The organism is Methylotenera sp. (assembly GCF_029945705.1).
GTDB lineage: Bacteria > Pseudomonadota > Gammaproteobacteria > Burkholderiales > Methylophilaceae > Methylotenera.
Window position 1 is genome coordinate 1 of the sequence record NZ_JAQSDC010000001.1, and the last position, 18,131, is coordinate 18,131.

Consider the following 18,131-nt stretch of genomic DNA (forward strand, 5'->3'; position numbering starts at 1 on the left):
AAATAAAACAATGGGTTAAGAAACATATGGGCTAGTTATCTAGGACAGCCCCTTAATTAAATACAAGTGTAATGTGAATGAAATATTTGAAGAGGTGAAGATGAAGTGCTTTTATATGCCACTTCTAAGATTTAAAGTTTCACGCGCATTTACAACACTAGATGCAACATCAATTAATTTAAGGTGTTTGCTGCGCGAGGTATTTCGTAACAGCGCTAAAGCATCATCATGGTTCATATTGTGCTGATCCATCACAATGCCCACAGCCACACTGACTGCACGGTCAGCATCTAATGCGGTTTGTAATTGCTGCTGCGCGTTGCGTAATGACTGAATATTATTGGCACTTGAAATTGCAGTTTCAACGGCAGGTATCAATTGAGAAATATCGACAGGCTTAACAAGATAACCCACAGCATCCGCAGCAGAAGCTTGCGCAATTATTTCCTGCTCACTGTAGGCCGTTAACAACATGAACGGTATTTGATTTAACTCCGCTAGGCGCTTGGTTAACTCTAGCCCATTTCGATTTGGCATTCTCACATCTAAAATGACCATGTCTGGTCGTTCATTTTCATCCAGCCAAGTTTCCGCTTCATCAACAGATTCAACGGCAACCACTTGGTAACCTGCTCGCGTAAGCCCGCTAGACAAGGTAGAAAGTACCAACCGATCATCATCTACTAGCAATATCGTACGCGTGTGATAAAGACTATCAGATTTTAAAGACATCATAATTCTCTAATTCCTCATTTTCTAAGACGACAATAGGTGATTCCAATTTAAATTTCACACAAACAAGCTCACCACACTGCTCCCAAACCAATAATGCTCCCTTTTTGGGGAGTAGTGAAGCGACTAGTTGCAAACCTTTTCCTATCACAGCAAAGCTTAAAGCATTGAAATCCGCAGGCAATTGCCCATTATTAGAAATTGTTATCAGCACGCTACTAGTGATTGGTTCTAAACTCAATGAGATGTTAACACCTATAGTGGGGTCACCATATTTAATTGCATTTGAAATCAATTCATTTAACACCAATGCCGTCGGTACCGCCTCAGACTCAGCAATGCGGCAAGGTTTCCAAAACTTGGGAATATCGATCAGAATTGGTGTTCTATAGAGAGATTTATTGCTTGCTGCAATTTCCGCCACCAATTCACAAAGTCGCACTGTAGAAACTGAAGCCCTGCCTTGTAAACCATGGATGATTGAAATGGTATTGACTTGGCTAACGACCTCGTCGATCAAACCACTCAACTCAGGATAATCAATTGTAGAAACTCTTAACAGCCCAGCAACGCCTTGCAAGTTGTTTTTAATGCGATGGTGAACTTCGCTTACCAACAACTCTCTTTGGGCTATTTCATCAGCTAGTCGCTTTTGCTCTTGTAATTTGAGCTCAGTAATATCAACCACGGTGACATAAAAACCATCCACTTCACCATTAATATTAATATCTGGAATGTAACTGGTTAAAGTGTAACTGCCAGCTCCATTAGCCTTGGTTAAAGTGCGTTCGAAAGCTTGCTTTTCACCTGCGATAGCTCCGCGGATATAGGGCTCATTCAGCGTAAATAATTGTTCGCCTAGTAAATCACGAACGTGAGTACCAATAATCTCTTTTGGATCCTTGCCAAACCACTCAATATAGGCCTTGTTAGCAAACTTGCAACTTAAATCAGCATGCCAATAGGCCACCAAAGCGGGCATTGCGTTGGTGATATGCGTGAGTAAATCGTTTGCTTTACTAATTTCATGATTGAGTAAATCACGGTCTATCTGATTTTGTTTTATTGCTGTGATTTCCTGAAATGCACCTACTAATCTAACGGCCTCTCCGTTTTCAATCACAGCACAGCCTTGGGTGCGAACCCAGATTTTTCTACCTTTTGCTGTTGTAAAAGGCAATTCTAAATCCCATGGAGTGCCATAAGTTGCACATTTTTCAATGGCCGAAATCATGGTTGGTCTTGCCTCTGGGGAATAAAAATCTATCAATTTTTCTAGCTCAGGAAGATTCGAGGGTTCTATTTCATGAATTCGGAAAACCTCACTCGTCCATTCGGCCTGCATGGTCTGAAGATTTAACTCCCAGCCACCAATATTTGCCATTTCATTAGTGCGTTGCAAGATGTCTGCTGTCTTAGCGAGCGACAACTCAAGTTGCTTACTCGCAGTGATGTCACGTGCAATTCCTAAATAACCAACCAATGTTTCATTATTATCATAGATGGCAGTTACTGTAAGGCTGGTTGGAATGCGTCTTCCATCTTTACTAATGAGCGTCCATTCATGTGCATTGGACTGACCATTTTTAGCGTTGATTACAAAAACTTCAAAGCCAAGTTTAATATTAACGCCTAAAGTGTTGCTGAACTCGGCGGCGCGCATTTCCATCTCGTGAGTGTCATGCCATATTAATGGGGTCTCCCTACCGATTAACGCCTCTGCTTTATATCCAAGCATTTTTTCAGCACCCAAGCTAAAGCTGGTAATAAGCCCATCAACATTGGTAGAAATGATGGATTCATCTGCACTTTGAATTAAAGCATCATAAAACAAAGCTTTCTTTGACAGCGCTTGATTTAGGTTTTTCAACGCCGATGATTGCAATTGAAATTCAATTTGAGAGACTGCTTGCCTTCCGAGCATTTGCAAAGATTCTCGCTGATTGGGACTTAAATGGCGTGGTTTCGAATCTATAACACATAGCATACCTAGACAAAACCCATGATGTGTGATGAGTGGAGCGCCAGCATAGAAACGAATATTTGGGTTAGCAATCACTAATGGGTGAAGTTTAAAGCGCTCATCTTCTTGTGCATTTGTGACTTCAAATAACGCTTTAGTCAAAAAGGCATCATTACAAAATAATTTATTGAGGTCTGCGTCAAATACTTTTAGCCCAACATGACTTTTTAAACATTGGCGGTTTTCATCGATGAGTGTCATCACTGCTATGGGCGTGCCGCATATCTGTGACGCCAGTTTCGTTAAGTCATCAAATATTTCTTGTGGGAGCGTATCTACAATTTTAACGAGATTGAGTGGGGCTAGCCCTTGAGTCTCATATTCAGGAGCTGTAGGTGTTTTCACAATAAGCAATTCAAATGGGGATTTAAGTCGTATTAAAGCAAAGGTTTAATCGGCGTTAATTGCAAAGCCATCACTTTTCTGCGTTTGGCCCCTGTCGCAAATTGGTCGGGATTGTCAGTAGTGGCGCTCCAGCTGTTTTCTGGCTGCATGTCGGTTTCAATAGCGCTTTGCACACTTTGGGCTAAGGTTTCATTGTGCACAATCACACCAACCTCGGTGTTTAGATTTTGTGAGCGCGGGTCAAAATTAAAGGTGCCAATAAAGACTGTTTTAGCGTCAACCACCATCGTTTTGGCGTGAATCGCGAATACAGGCGGCTTGGCATCTTTAGGTAAAACACGTTGCACCAGTTTTTGTTTAACTTGTGGGTCAGGTTTATATTCATATACTTCAATACCCATTTTGATGAGTTGATCGCGTTGATTTCTGTAACCGCTAAAGGCTTCTAAATTGTCTGTAGAAGCCATTGAGTTGGTATTGATACGGACTTTAACACCACGTTTAAGCGCGTCTTTAAACAGTTTTTTCGCTTGGCTAGACATGACTAGATAAGGCGATTGAATCACGATTTGCGTTTGCGCGTTTTCAACTAACTGCGCTAATTTTTGTGTGGTAACGCCACCGCCGCCCATGATGTATTTGTAATTGTTTTTACCTGGTGTATCGCTAATAAACTCAATGGGTGTCCAAATGATTTTCTCGGCAAGCTGAGCAAAAGCTTTGGGCATCTCAGTAATTGCCTTGTGATTTTCGGGGGTGAAGTTTTCAGCTGAGTTAGCGTAATCGTGAAGGTCGCTGTAGATTTTTTGAATTTCATCATCTTTTACGGTGACGTGCTTCTGCATGAGTCCTAAGCCATCATACAAATCTTCAACAGGCGCGCTAAGTGGGCTATGCCAAAACTTTTCGAAGCTGGCTTGCATATCTTTTGCCACATCGCCAAGTAATAAAGCATCGCGGTCACGAAAGTTATATTTTTGGTTATAGTCAAAATATTCAGCCGCCATATTGCGACCGCCCGTAATGGCAAGCTTGCCATCGACGATAAAGGTTTTATCGTGCATACGCTGATTAACCCCGCGAAAATTGACGGCGATATTCATCAAACGTTTGTAAAAAGGCGTGCCTACTGAGTGTTGTGGGTTGTAAATGTGGATTTCAACGTTTGGATGTTTAGCAAGTGCCAGTAAAGATTTATCAGGCGCATCTATTAATAAATCATCCACAATCACGCGTACTTTCACACCTCTATCAGCCGCGCGAAGTAGCGCTTCTGAGGCTAATATGCCAATGTTATCGGTACTCCAGATGAAGTATTGCACTTCAATGGTTTTCTCTGCGTGATCAGCCAGCCAAGCGCGGGCGAGTAGCGCATCTTCACCTTTATCAAGCACATAGATGCCGCTTAGATTGGGGTGTAAGGTAATTTGATTGTCAATATAAGTCAGCTCAGGTGAAGCGATAGCGATTTGCGCAAAGCAAATAAACGAAACCGCTAGTGTTTTTAGCGCTAACTTAAAGTGAGTCAATTGATGCTCCTTATTTTATTTCTAAGACTTAACGACCTGCCATGCTTAGAGCCACAGCTTCAGCCGCTTTAATGCCATCAACACCAGCGGAGAGAATGCCGCCAGCATAACCAGCGCCTTCGCCTGTAGGGTATAAGCCTTTAGTATTGATGCTTTGCATATTGTCGTCGTTGCGTTTAATACGAATCGGCGATGAGGTGCGTGTTTCAACACCTGTCAGTATGGCATCTGCCATATCGAAGCCTTTAATTTGTTTGGCAAATTGCGGTATTGCTTCACGAATTGCCGTAATCACGTATTCAGGTAAAACGGTCTCTAAGTTTGTCAGATGCACGCCAGGTGTGTATGAAGGCGTGACTTCACCAAATTGAGTTGAGGGTTGATTGGCTAAAAAGTCACCGACTAATTGTCCTGGCGCTTGGTAGCTACTTCCGCCCAATAAATAAGCTTGGCTTTCCCATTTACGTTGTAACTCCATACCCGCGAGTGGATGACCTGGATAATCGACTTCTGGTGTAATGCCCACTACGATACCCGCATTGGCATTGCGCTCGTTGCGTGAATATTGGCTCATGCCGTTGGTGACCACGCGCCCCTCTTCAGACGCGGCAGCTACTACGGTGCCGCCTGGGCACATACAGAAGCTATAAACACTGCGACCGTTACTTGCGTGGTGTACTAATTTGTAATCTGCGGCACCTAAAATTGGGTGCTGGGCGTTTGGGCCATGACGTGCCGCATCAATGAGCGATTGCGGATGCTCGATGCGAAAGCCGATAGAAAAAGGCTTAGCTTCAATATAAATACCGCGTTTATGTATCATTTCAAAAGTGTCACGCGCGCTGTGACCAACTGCTAGAATCAGATGGTTTGTAGCAATGCGCTCACCGCTAGCCAGCACCACCGCTTGCACTTGGTTGTCTGAAATTTCAATATCTTCGACCTTGCTTTGAAAGCGTATTTCACCGCCGAGGGCGATTATATTATTTCGCATATCTTCTACCATGCCGACTAATCGGAACGTACCAATGTGCGGATGGCTGACGTATAAAATTTCTTCTGGCGCACCTGCTTTAACGAATTCATGTAACACTTTGCGACCATAATGATTTGGGTCTTTAATCTGACTATATAACTTACCATCAGAGAAAGTCCCCGCGCCGCCTTCGCCGAACTGCACGTTAGACTCTGGATTAAGCTTAGACTTACGCCATAAATCCCACGTATCTTTGGTGCGTTCGCGCACGGCTTTGCCGCGTTCTAGCACGATAGGTTTAAAGCCAGATTGTGCCAAGATGAGCGCTGCAAAAAGGCCAGCAGGGCCTAGGCCAACAATCACAGGTCTTTCTGTCAGTGTTCCAGGTGCTTGTGCGACAAATTGATAAGAAGTATCTGGTGCAAGTTTTACGTGAGGGTCTTTACCTAACTTGGCTAACACTTTAGCCTCGCCGTTCACCGTGACATCAAGCGAATAGACTAATAAAATCGCATTGGCTTTGCGTGCATCTATACCACGTTTGAAGATGGTATATTCGATTAAATCAGCCTTATTAATCGCCAGTTTTTTAACAATGGCGGCGTTGATTTCGCTGGGTTGATGGTCAAGCGGTAATTTGATTTCAGTGATTCTAAGCATGTTTATTTGATTTGACCTGATTGGTATGTTTAGATAGTGCTAATAACTTTAAATATCTGAATAGAAATATGTGTAATAGACTAGTTGTCGAATGATAACTGATGTTATAAAAGATTGCTTCCAAACATTAAAATTTTAAAGAGTGCCTGATGAATAAAGCCTCAATCACACTGCCAATTAAACTGTCAAACACCTTCAATCGGTTTTTCGATTCAGAAAAATCCAGTGGCATTTTGCTGATAGTCTTTACGCTGGTTTCAATTCTGCTCGCTAACTCAGCCATTGGGCACGCGTATTTAGGTCTTTGGCAAGTCCATGTGGCAGGTTTAAGTCTAGAACATTGGATTAACGATGGCTTGATGACGATATTCTTTCTGCTGATTGGTTTAGAGCTAGAGCGCGAGATTTATGTCGGCGAGTTATCTAATTTCAAAAATGCATTACTGCCAATTTTCGCTGCGGTGGGCGGCATGCTAGCCCCAGCGCTCATTCACTATTCACTTAACCAAGCAAGCCCGACACAAAACGGCATTGGCATTCCTATGGCAACGGATATTGCGTTTGCGCTAGGCGTGTTAGCGCTTTTAGGAAGCCGAATTCCAGCCTCGTTAAAAGTATTTGTTGTGGCTTTTGCCGTGATAGACGATTTAGGCGCAATCGTACTTATCGCGATTTTCTATACGGCTCAATTTTCTCTTAATTACTTGTTGGCGGCTTTATTGGTTTGGGCCGTGTTAATTTTGCTCAATCGACGTTTTCGAGTGATGTCTTTACTGCCTTACATGATTGGCGGCATTGTGATGTGGTTCTTGATGCTTAAATCAGGCATACATGCCACAGTGGCTGGCATTATGCTGGCCTTCGCCATTCCATTTTCTGTGAAAGATGACGATCAACAATCACCTTCGCACAAGCTAGAGCATTTTTTACACAAGCCAGTGGCGTTTATTATTTTGCCGATATTTGCTTTGGCAAACACTGGTATTACCATAGAAGCAGGTTGGATGAACGAATTGATGAGTACGAATAGCCTAGGCATCGGGCTGGGCTTGATAGTTGGTAAGCCATTAGGGGTGGGTTTATTTTGCTTCTTAGCGGTTATGGCAGGTATTTGTCGCTTGCCAAGCGACTTAAAATGGCTGCATATAATTGGGGCAGGCATACTCGGTGGCATAGGATTTACCATGTCAATTTTTATCACCAACCTTGCTTTTCCTGCGAGTGTTGAAACCATCAATGCAGCTAAGATGGCGATTTTATTAGCTTCACTGTCAGCTGGTTTGCTAGGTTTTATTTGGTTTAAATTATTGACGAAAACCGCTGCTGTTAGCGATTAAGTGTTTTAGTGATGAGCAGGTTGCTCGTGTATCTGATTTTTTGGATAAACTCTAACCAATAAAATACGAGGTCCAATCATTTTTTTCACTACGACATCAAAAGCCGTGAACGCTACACGCTGACCTTCTTTAGGAATGTCCCCAAGTGCCCAAAGCACAAGTCCTGCGATGGTATCTGCATCTTCTGATTCAATATCAATGCCCAAAGTGCGCTCTAAGGTATTAAGCGGCAAAGAGCCTTTGCCTAGCAGCGAGCCATCGTCTAATTTAGCCCATTCACTTTGTGATTGCCTGAATTCATCACGAATATCTCCAACTAATGCGGACAATAAGTTATCTAAGGTGATATAGCCAATTGGCGCTGCATCTTCATAGCCGACCACCGTGAAATGTGGTGCACCTTTTTGCAGTTTTCTGAATAATGTCATGGCATGCGTGCTTGGCGGCACTTGTTCAATGGGCCGTGCGAGGCTTTTAATCTCGGTAAAGTCAGCATCTTTACGTAAAGCGACAAAAATGTCCTTAATGTGGATAATGCCAGTCACGATGCCATCGCCATTGACCAATGGATAACGGCTATAACGATGTTGTAAGATGCGATCCATATTTGCGTCAAACGAATCTTCTTCAAAAAGCGCTACTGCGTCGCTAAATGGATGCATTAAATCGGATACTTCTAACTCTCTAAAGTCGATCGCTTGCGCAAGCACTTTCCACTCATCATCGCTAAATTCATCACTGGCACGTGAGCTACGCAAAATTAATTTCAACTCTTCTGAAGAGTAATGTGAATCGTGACCTGCTTTAGTTTTTAATTTTAGTGTGCTAATCACAATATTTGAGCTTTGGTTGAGTAGCCAAATAAGTGGAAACATCAGCCAATAAAAGGCATATAACGCAGGCGCTGTCCAAATGCCGACTCTTTCAGACATTCTAATCGCCAATGATTTTGGCGCCAGTTCGCCAAGCACAATGTGCAAATATGAAATGGTAAAAAAAGCAAAGATGAAGGCAATGCTGTGAATTAGCTTTTGACTAGAAACGCCAACATGCGCAAGTAAAGGTTCGATGAGTGCTGCAAAAGCAGGTTCACCTATCCAGCCTAGCCCGAGTGAAGATAATGTGATACCTAGCTGACAGGCCGATAAATAGGTGTCTAGATTGGCATGAACTTTGGCCAACATCCTGCCACGCCAGCCCAAGGTTTTTGCAATTGTGCGCACGCGCGTACTGCGAAGTTTAACTAAGCTAAATTCTGCAGCTACAAAAAAACCATTCAGTAATACTAATAGAAATGCGATAAAAATTAATAAAAAATGTGCGCTCATGTATGTCTTAGACTTCTAAATTCAGTTGTAGCAATTGTCGTAACATCGGAACCGTCACGGGCTTTTTAGTGGTAAGTGACCACTCATCCAAGGCGTCTAAAGTGGCCATTAATGTCGATAAATCGCGTCTGAGGTAACGTAAGCAGTAATCCACCACTTCAGTAGGCAAGCGGATACCACGTTCCGCCGCATGATTTTGTAGCGCCAATGCTTTTTCCGCATCGTTAAGTGGGTGTAGTTGATAAACCAAGCCCCAAGCCAAGCGGGTAGCTAAGTCGTCCCTAAGCCCCATTTGCGTTGGCGCATGTAAACCAGAGGTAATAAGCGTTCCGCCACTTTCTTTAAGTTGATTATAAGTGTTGAATAAGTCAATTTGCGCTTCATTATTCAGCAAGTGCACGTTGTCGACTACGCGCATACCTATAGACTCACAGGCCGATAGTAAATGGCTTTTGCCACTTCCAGCTTCACCCCATAAGTAGATAAATGTTGACTGCGCAGTATTGGTAGCGACCGCATTTAAGCTGGCTAGTGCTTCGTCATTACGCCCAGCCATAAAATTAAGGAGCGTGGCCGGCGCCGCAGGCTTGATGTCGAGTAGCAATTGTTTCATTTGCACAATATTGGTCGCGATGGTGGACTTAGGCTGTCGTTATTTGAGAGCGGTTAATTAAGATAGGTGTCACTGTGCAGATAATTATCTTTGCTGTGACGCAGACCAACGGCGATTGCTGCGCTCACTGGTAAAGCCAGCAATATGCCAGTAAAGCCAAATAATTGGCCGCCAGCGAGCAAGGCGAAAATGACAACCACAGGGTGTAGCCCAATACGGTCACCCACTAATGTCGGCGTCAACACCATGCTTTCTAGCAGCTGACCTAGGCCAAATACAATGAACACGGGAACCAATTGACCAAAACTGGTGAATTGCAGTGCTGCAACCACTAGCGCTAACACAACGCCTAGGGCAAATCCTAAATAAGGCACAAAGCCTAATAGGCCAGCCACTAGGCCAATCGGCAAAGCCATGTCTAAGCCGGCAAACCATAAACCTATCGCATAGAAAGCGCTCATGGCGAGCATGACTGAGAGTTGTCCGCGTAAGAACTCTGCTATTACTTGATCAATCTCAGTGGCGACGGTGACGGTTTTATCATGCCATTGACGTGGAATCAGCTGACCTATGCGCGCAACAAAAACATCCCAATCACGTAGTAAATAAAATAGCACCACTGGTAAAAGTAATATATTCGCAATAATACCGACCAGCGCCATGCCATTATTGCCAGCCATCATTAATACATCACCAAGGAGGCCCCCTGCAGTTTTCCAATTTTTGCTGATAATGCTTTGAATCTGTGTGCTATCAATTGCAAAACTAATACCAAATTTGTTTTGCAACCATGGCTCAACGTTGGTGCGGATATGGTTAATAGTGCCTGGTAAGCGCTCTGCAATTAACAGAGACTCTTGTTGCAATAGTGGTATTAGAATAAGCAGTAATAAAGTAATCACGCCAAAAATGCCCGCCATGACTATTGCCGTAGCAAGTGTGCGACCAATCTTAAATTTACCGATGCCGAGTAGACACAGCCTATCGACTAGCGGGTCGCAAATGTAAGCCAATATTGCAGCAATTAAGAATGGTGAGAGTACAGGCAGTAGTAAATAAATAATAAATAGAAGAATCGCAGCAATAATTAGCCAAAGATTATCGATAAATAGATTTTTTGCTGCTGTTTTTTTGGGTTCAGTCGTCATATAGGTTAAAATTATACTTAATATATTGAATACTCACTTAAAAGCATTCAAAAACCTTTATTTTAATTAAATATTATTACTAAGCGAGAGCCGTTTTGACCACTAATTCTTCAAACACACCATCAATTAGCTACCGCGACGCGGGCGTGGATATGGAAGCTGGCGACGCGCTGGTTGAGCAAATTAAGCCATTTGCGAAGCGCACTATGCGCCCAGAAGTATTGGCTGGCATTGGTGGCTTTGGATCATTGTTCGAAATGCCGAAGAAGTTTAAAAATCCTGTGCTGGTTTCAGGGACAGATGGCGTGGGTACTAAACTTAAACTAGCATTTGAGCTCAATAAGCACGATACAGTGGGTATTGATTTGGTTGCTATGAGCGTGAATGATATTCTCGTGCAAGGTGCTGAACCACTGTTTTTCTTGGACTATTTTGCATGCGGTAAGTTAGAAGTAGGAACCGCGGCGCAAGTAATTAAAGGTATTGCCGAAGGTTGTGAGCAATCTGGCTGTGCTTTAGTAGGTGGCGAAACAGCTGAAATGCCAGGTATGTACCCAGCTGGCGAATACGATTTAGCAGGTTTTGCAGTAGGTTGTGTGGATAAAGAAAGTATTATCAACGGCACTACGATTGCTGCGGGTGATGTGGTTTTAGGTTTGGCTTCAAGCGGCGCGCATTCAAATGGCTACTCATTGATTCGTAAATTGATTGATAAATCAGGCATCGATTTTGAATCAGATTTTCATGGTAGAAAATTCAAAGATGTCGTCATGGCACCAACGCGCATCTACGTGAAACCATTGTTAGCTTTAATCGCAGCAATGCCAGTTAAAGGCATGGCGCACATCACTGGTGGCGGCATTACTGAAAATATTCCACGTGTATTGCCTACAGGTTTAACCGCTGAGATTAAAAAGGGTAGCTGGACGATGCCACCATTATTCACATGGCTGCAAGCGCAAGGCAATGTGGCAGATTTGGAAATGTATAAAACATTCAATTGTGGCATTGGTATGGCAGTGATTGTGGCTAAAGAACAGGCTGCGGCAGCGCAAAAATTATTGCAAGATGCAGGTGAAACTGTATTTGAGATTGGTCATATCCGCGCGCAACAAGCAGGCGAGGCGCCAACAGTAGTAGTCTAAATATTTTTAGCGACCTGTATCTAAAAGCTAACTTGATGCGTTAAGTGCTGGTGAGACTTTTTTGCAAAGTCATATTGAGGAGTTTTCGTGCTGAGTCAAATTAGAGTTTTTAGAGCTGTTAGCGTATTAAGCCTAGTGTTTGTTTTCACCACTTCGTCTGCTTTTGCCGCACAGCAGGTGAACTTGCCTAAACGTATTCAAGCCAACTATGTGGTGACCAAAGACGGTACACCTTTCGCTAACGTCCGCGAGCAGTATGTGGTGACAGGTAATACTTATAAAGTAGAAAGTACGACTAAAGGCATAGGAATATACGCCTTGCTAGGTCTACGAAAGTTGACTAGCGCAGGTAAAGTGACACGTAAAGGTTTGGTCCCAACTCACTTTGAGTTACATCAGGGCAGCAACCCGAATAAGGCTTTGTTTGCAGATTTTGACTGGGCGACTAACACCTTGCGCATGCAAGGCAAAGGAGAGCCTCAAGCCGTCCCGCTTGCTGCTGGCACTCAAGACTTAACAAGTTTTGCCTATCAATTTATGTTTTTACCTAGACCTTTTAAAAATGATATTACGGTGACGCTGACTACAGGTAAAAAACTCAATCAGTATCAATATAAAGTTAAACCAGAACTTGAGCAGCTAAACGTCGCTGGCAGCCAATATAAAACGGTGCATTTAGTACCTGCCGATTTAGATAAAAGCCAATCAGAAACCAAAGAGCTTTGGTTAGCAGCTGAGCAAAGTTTCATATTGGTACGCTTTTTAATGGTAGATTCTGATGGTGCAAAACTAGAACAAACACTTACTGAGTTACATGTGGATTAGGTCTTACTGGATTCAATTAAAGTCATTATGCCAAGATGTTAGCTATAGAAAGCTAGCGCTGGCATTGGGTTTTTCGTTCTTGCTGCATCTATTTTTAATCGGTAAGTTCAGCTTTAATCTGCCAAACTTAAATGAGCGGCACAATTTGATTGACGTTCGGTTAGTATTGCCAAAAGTTTTGCCTAGCCCCGTGCTAACTCCACCTGTAGTAAAAAAGCCTGCTGCGAAAGTAGCAGAGCTTATTAAGCCTATAGAGCCAAAAGAAGATAAGCCAGTTGAACCACTAGCCCCACCTGATTTGCAGCCACCGACGTCAGCAGAACCAACACCAATAGAGCAAACTGAAGTTGTGCAACCAGTTGTTGAAAATCAAGTAGAAGAAACAGATTTAATCGCTAAACCTAAGCCCTATCAATATATTGGATCCGAATTTGATGTATATACAGATAAAGAGGATGTGGCGAATAGATCCGTAGCTGGAAGGGCTAAAGTGATTTATCAGCGCATGCCAAATGGAGAGCAGTATCAAATTAAAAGCTTGATACAAGCTAACGGATTGATTTCTCTAGTCATACCAGACTTGTTGCAAACGAGTGAGGGTTATTTTGATGAGTTTGGTTTGCAACCATCACATTATTTATATCAGTTTGGTAATAAAAAAGATAAAACTTTTAGTGCAGATTTTAATTGGAGATCCAAAAAGCTCACTTTGCATAGCCAAAAAGGTGATCAAACCTTTGATTTACAAGATGGCACACAAGATTTATTGAGCTTTATGTATCAGTTTATGTTTATGCCACCTTTGCAAAATATGCAGCTGAATATTACAAACGGAAAAAAGCTTGGTGTGTACGATTACACTTTTGAAGGTGAAGAAACGCTTACGACTAAACTTGGCGATATTCAAACTGTTCATATCTCTAGAATGGCGTCAGAAGGCGAAAAGAAAACAGAATTGTGGTTAGCCTTAAATTATCAGCATGTACCTGTTAAAATACGTGAAACTAACGGTGAGGGTAAAATGTACGAGCTAGTGATTACTAGTTTGGATGCCAGACTAGAGCCTTTGCCGTTACCGTAATTAACCCGAATGTTTCATAAACTAACGCATATTCTCGCTAGTCTTTTGTTCCGTATGAAAATTTTGTTCAGTCGGGCGTATGAATAACTACGCCACTCTTTCACAAAATTCCCCTACAAAACAAGATCCTGCGCGACAATCACGCGAGTTTATGAAACATTCGGGTTAAGATTTATGGCTTAATTCATAGCCAGCATATATATTAAAGAGAACCAAATGACACCCAACCTAATACGGCAAGCCGCTGTAATGTTATCTAACTTGCTTGAATTCAACAGCCCTGCTGATGCTAAGCTAAGCGAATTCTTTCGCAATAATCGTGACCTCGGTACCAAAGAGCGTGCTTTTGTAGCGGAAAGTGTCTATGGCGTTTTGCGTCGCTTACGTTTTTTAAGCGCGGTGACTGCTAATGATGACAATGATCCTGATGATGCGCGTAAATTGGTGCTCGCTTGGATGCTGCGCATACAAGGGATGAGCATACAGAAAATTGAATCGATGCTGACTGAGCAGCAAATCGAGTGGGCGCATACCATTAAAGCCAAATCCACTGAGAATTTACCGCTGGCTGTTCAAGCCGATGTGCGTGATTGGTTGTGGGAGAAGCTAGTTGCACAGTATGGTGAAAAGGAAGCGCTCACTATTGCCCGTAGTATGCATGATGCTGCTACCCTAGATTTACGTGTGAACACTATTAAAGGTACACGTGATGAGGTTATGGCGAAATTTATTGCGGAAAATACTTCGGGTGAAAGTAATGTGACTAAAACACCTTATTCGCCGATTGGTTTGCGTATGCCATTACGGTTGAATATTAGCCGCCATGTATTGTTTACTGAAGGCCAAATTGAAGTGCAAGATGAAGGTAGCCAAATTTTAGCGCATTTAGTCGCACCTAAACGAGGCATGATGGTGGCAGACTTTTGCGCAGGTGCAGGCGGTAAAACTTTAGCCATGGGGGCTTTAATGCGCAACACTGGTCGTTTGTATGCCTTTGATATTTCAGAAAAGCGTTTACACAGCTTAGGTCAACGACTAAAACGCTCAGGCTTGAGTAATCTCAATGCGCAAAGTATTAGCGGTGAAACCGACCCTAAACTTAAGCGCTTGAATGGTAAGTTTGATCGTGTACTGGTTGATGCACCATGCACTGGATTAGGTACTTTGCGCCGCAACCCAGATCTTAAATGGCGTCAAACGCCGCAAGACTTGGCTGAGCTGACAGTGAAGCAAGGGAACATTTTAGCGCGAGCATCTAAGCTGACTAAAGCAGGTGGCCGCTTGATTTACTCAACATGCAGTTTGTTGCGTGATGAGAATGAGCAAATCGCAGAAAACTTTTTGGCAGCACATCCAGATTTTAAATTACTCAACGCCGCTGAAATTTTAAGGCAACAACAAATTAATTTAGATACTGGCGACTATTTAAAATTACTGCCGCATTTACATAATACCGATGGCTTTTTTGCTGCCGTGTTTGAAAAAACCGATGGCACAAGTAAGCCCGCGAAAGTAGCAGCACCTGTAGTTGCTGCAGAGGAAACTGTGCCAGAATTCGCTGCGACAGAGCCAAAAGCAAAAAAGGCAGCAGCAAAACCTAAAGCGGTCGCTAAACCGAAAGCCAAGAAAGAGGCTGCGGTTGAGAAGATTGCAGTTGAGGAGGCTGATGCTAAAGAAGCAGTAGTAAATGAAGTCGAGATTAAAGAAAAAGTAGCTAAACCAAAAGTAGTTAAGGTAAAGGCTGTAAAAGAGAGCTTAATCAAAGCAAAAACTGTGAAAGAGAAGGTTGTTAAAGAAAAAGTTGTTAAGCCTAAAGCTGTTAAAGAGTAAGCATCATGAAGCTCCCTAGCCTTAACGTCCAAATATTATTAGGTGCATTGTTTGGCGTTGGGCTTGGTTTGTATTTTCATTCGCTGGGTACTAATAATCACATAGTTCAGACAGGCCTTTATGCCTCAGGGCTAGTCGGCACGCTGTTTATTGACTTGCTCAAAATGATTTTGATTCCTCTGGTGTTTTGCTCGATTAGCGTAGGTATTGCTAATTTGCGGCAACATCAGCAAATGCACCATGTTTGGGTGACTACTTTACTATTTTTTATCAGTAGTATGGTCATCGCGATTACTCTTGCGCTCGTCGCGAGTAATTACTTTAAGCCAGGGGCAGGCTTACATTTGGCAATGTTTCAAGATGCCATGCAAAATTTTGAAGCTAAGCAATTACCTTTGCCAGAATTTTTTGCCCGATTTCTTCATGGCTTGTTTCTCAATCCTTTTACAGCTCTGTCACAAGGGAATGTGCTGGCGGTGGTCACATTCGCACTGATTTTAGGCATTACCTTAGTGATGGGCGGCGAGCGTTTCAAAAACATACTTCTCCTATTGCAAGAAGGCTTAGATGTGACTATGCACATTGTGAGTTGGGTGATGCGATTAGCGCCACTGGGTATTATGGCGCTTTTGGTTAAGTTAATTGCCGTACAAGACGCAGCAATGCTGAGTACATTAGCTAAGTTTGTAGCCGTAATTGTTGGATCACTGTTAGTCCACGGCGTCATTTTATTGCCGTTGATTTTGTATTTATTTACAGGCAGATCGCCTATATGGTTTTGGCGCGGCGCACGTGAGTCTCTCATTACCGCATTTGCTACCAGCTCAAGTTCAGCCACGCTGCCAGTCACCTTGCGATGCGTCACTCAACACTTGCACGTTAAGCCTGAAATTGCAGGCTTTGTGATACCACTAGGGGCTACCATCAATATGGATGGCACGGCATTGTACGAAGCTGCAGCTGCAATATTCATTGCTAATTTGGTTGGCATAGAGCTAAGCCTAGCACAGCAACTCATTGTATTATTTACCGCAATGATAGCCGCCATGGGCGCACCAGGCATCCCTAGTGCGGGCATGGTGACTATGGTGATGGTGCTGCAGTCAGTAGGCTTGCCTGCCGAAGCTATTGCTATTCTGCTGCCTGTTGATAGGCTGCTTGATACCTTGCGCACCGCTGTGAACGTAGAGGGCGACATGGTTGGTAGCTTGGTTGTGCAGAAATTAGTGATGCAAAAGTCAACTTAAGTAGATAATTTTACTTATCTCGCCATTAGCTTTTTATAGGGTCAGGGTGCGTCTTTGCATAAGATTGACGTGTTGATGGACTAAGAATAATTTCCTCATAGAATTTAATCATTCGTTGCGCTTGCAATGTTGCGGTCCATTTATCTAATGCATAGCTTTTCGCACGTTTACCTAGTTCAAATCGATGCTCTGGGTTAAGCAGTAACTGGTCTACTCTATCTGCAAATTTAGCGGTGTCATCTGGCGCAATCAACGCGCCTTTTCCTTCAATTAAAATAGAAGCTGTACCAAGTTCAGCAATCGCGACTACTGGCGTGGCTTGCGCCATGGCTTCTAGTAGCACCAAGCCTTGAGTTTCACTTTTAGAAGCGAACACAAAAATATCTGCGGATTCATAGCAAGCGTTAAGTTCTTTGTTGCGGTCTAAATAACCGATAAATTGAACGTTTTTTTCTATGCCTAATGTTTTGGCAAGTTTATGTAAACTCGCCTCGGCTGGGCCTTCACCAGTGACTACCAATAAAACATCGGGTCGTTTCTCTATGAGTAGTTTAGTCATCTCTAATAAGAAATCGATATTTTTTTCAAATGCAACACGGCCAACATACAACAACATAGGTCTATCGATAGCAATACCATATTTCAATCGAAAAGCTTGGCCATCTGCATCGGTAAAACTACTCTCCTGTAAACCTGTTGGAATTACTTCAGATAGCACGTTAACGCCATATTTACGTAATACATCTAACATGGGGTTTGATGGCGCGACAATTGCATCTACTGCATTACATTGGCGTTTGGAAATCATTCTGGCAATACCACGTGCAATGGATTTCGGCATCCACGGTAAGTAGTGATGCAAATAATCTTCAAAGAAGGTGTGGTAAGTTTCGATACATGGAATATTCAGTTGAGCTGCAAGCTTAAGCCCTAAGTAATGCGCCACAAAGGGTGTATGCACGTGGATAATGTCATACTTTTCTTTTTCTAGCTCTGGCAGTAATTGTAGTGCCTCGCCGTATTTCATGAGTTTATCTTCTGGGTCAAAATAGATGCTACGTGCTGGAATACGCTTAATCCAAGCTTCATCTTCTGTGGCCACATCATAATCTGGTGCGATTAAATGTACTTCATGACCTAAGTTCTGCATTTGCAAAACAAATGTTCTTATAGAAGTGGATACGCCATTAATCCTTGGAAAATAGACATCTGAGATAAATAATATTTTCATAGTTTAGAGTTCATTCAATTAAATCAAGTGGTTAGTTAGCCCGTTGCTAAACTGAACGATAGCGAGTCAATATGACGATTT

The 18,131-nt window shown here is 42.8% G+C and carries 14 protein-coding genes; 6 read left to right on the forward strand and 8 right to left on the reverse strand.

Translation table 11 applies throughout. The annotated features are described in order from the left end of the window. Positions 1-111 precede the first annotated feature (111 nt). The 4 genes from PSU78_RS00005 to PSU78_RS00020 are packed head-to-tail and all read right to left on the reverse strand — an operon-like array spanning position 112 to position 6,265. On the reverse strand, positions 112-732 hold the full coding sequence (locus PSU78_RS00005) for a response regulator (RefSeq protein WP_300382455.1): 621 nt from the start codon (positions 730-732) through the stop codon (positions 112-114). Then, positions 716-3,100 (reverse strand): PAS domain S-box protein, encoded by a 2,385-nt coding sequence (locus PSU78_RS00010; RefSeq protein WP_300382457.1) that lies wholly within the window; start codon positions 3,098-3,100, stop codon positions 716-718. The genes PSU78_RS00005 and PSU78_RS00010 overlap by 17 nt, the downstream gene beginning before the upstream one ends. A 32-nt stretch (positions 3,101-3,132) precedes the next feature. Continuing rightward, entirely contained in the window at positions 3,133-4,629 is a 1,497-nt protein-coding gene (locus PSU78_RS00015; protein WP_300382459.1) for a phosphatidylserine/phosphatidylglycerophosphate/cardiolipin synthase family protein, read from the reverse strand. Between the two features lie 28 nt (positions 4,630-4,657). Next, entirely contained in the window at positions 4,658-6,265 is a 1,608-nt protein-coding gene (locus PSU78_RS00020; protein WP_300382461.1) for an NAD(P)/FAD-dependent oxidoreductase, read from the reverse strand. Between the two features lie 149 nt (positions 6,266-6,414). Here PSU78_RS00020 and nhaA point away from each other — a divergent pair, with 149 nt between their 5' ends. Continuing rightward, on the forward strand, positions 6,415-7,602 hold the full coding sequence (nhaA, locus tag PSU78_RS00025; protein WP_300382463.1) for a Na+/H+ antiporter NhaA: 1,188 nt from the start codon (positions 6,415-6,417) through the stop codon (positions 7,600-7,602). Positions 7,603-7,607: 5 nt separating this feature from the next. Here nhaA and PSU78_RS00030 read toward each other — a convergent pair whose 3' ends face one another. From PSU78_RS00030 to PSU78_RS00040, 3 genes are read right to left on the reverse strand one after another with little or no spacing between them, the layout of a single operon-like run. Next, on the reverse strand, positions 7,608-8,930 hold the full coding sequence (locus PSU78_RS00030; protein ID WP_300382465.1) for a hemolysin family protein: 1,323 nt from the start codon (positions 8,928-8,930) through the stop codon (positions 7,608-7,610). Positions 8,931-8,937: 7 nt separating this feature from the next. Then, the gene (locus PSU78_RS00035) at positions 8,938-9,543 is read right to left on the reverse strand and encodes a DnaA/Hda family protein (protein ID WP_300382560.1); all 606 of its coding nucleotides are present in this window, start codon (positions 9,541-9,543) and stop codon (positions 8,938-8,940) included. A 53-nt stretch (positions 9,544-9,596) separates the two neighbouring features. Beyond that, complete coding sequence (locus PSU78_RS00040) at positions 9,597-10,691, reverse strand: AI-2E family transporter (protein ID WP_300382467.1); 1,095 nt, start codon at positions 10,689-10,691, stop codon at positions 9,597-9,599. A 95-nt stretch (positions 10,692-10,786) separates the two neighbouring features. On the opposite strand from PSU78_RS00040, the gene purM reads away from it, so the two are divergent. The 5 genes from purM to PSU78_RS00065 all read left to right on the forward strand — a co-directional run bounded on the left by purM (position 10,787) and on the right by PSU78_RS00065 (position 16,819). Then, on the forward strand, positions 10,787-11,836 hold the full coding sequence (purM, locus tag PSU78_RS00045; protein WP_300382468.1) for a phosphoribosylformylglycinamidine cyclo-ligase: 1,050 nt from the start codon (positions 10,787-10,789) through the stop codon (positions 11,834-11,836). 87 nt (positions 11,837-11,923) lie between these two features. Beyond that, on the forward strand, positions 11,924-12,661 hold the full coding sequence (locus PSU78_RS00050) for a DUF3108 domain-containing protein (protein WP_300382470.1): 738 nt from the start codon (positions 11,924-11,926) through the stop codon (positions 12,659-12,661). Continuing rightward, positions 12,651-13,742 (forward strand): DUF3108 domain-containing protein, encoded by a 1,092-nt coding sequence (locus PSU78_RS00055; RefSeq protein ID WP_300382472.1) that lies wholly within the window; start codon positions 12,651-12,653, stop codon positions 13,740-13,742. Before PSU78_RS00050 ends, PSU78_RS00055 begins: the two co-directional genes overlap by 11 nt. 216 nt (positions 13,743-13,958) lie before the next feature. Further along, entirely contained in the window at positions 13,959-15,572 is a 1,614-nt protein-coding gene (locus PSU78_RS00060; RefSeq protein WP_300382474.1) for an RsmB/NOP family class I SAM-dependent RNA methyltransferase, read from the forward strand. A 5-nt stretch (positions 15,573-15,577) separates the two neighbouring features. Next, positions 15,578-16,819, forward strand: coding sequence for a dicarboxylate/amino acid:cation symporter (locus PSU78_RS00065; protein ID WP_300382476.1), 1,242 nt, complete (start codon positions 15,578-15,580; stop codon positions 16,817-16,819). A 25-nt stretch (positions 16,820-16,844) separates the two neighbouring features. Here PSU78_RS00065 and PSU78_RS00070 read toward each other — a convergent pair whose 3' ends face one another. After that, positions 16,845-18,050: a glycosyltransferase gene (locus tag PSU78_RS00070; RefSeq protein ID WP_300382478.1), complete on the reverse strand. Its 1,206-nt coding sequence runs from the start codon at positions 18,048-18,050 to the stop codon at positions 16,845-16,847. Positions 18,051-18,131: the final 81 nt, after the last annotated feature.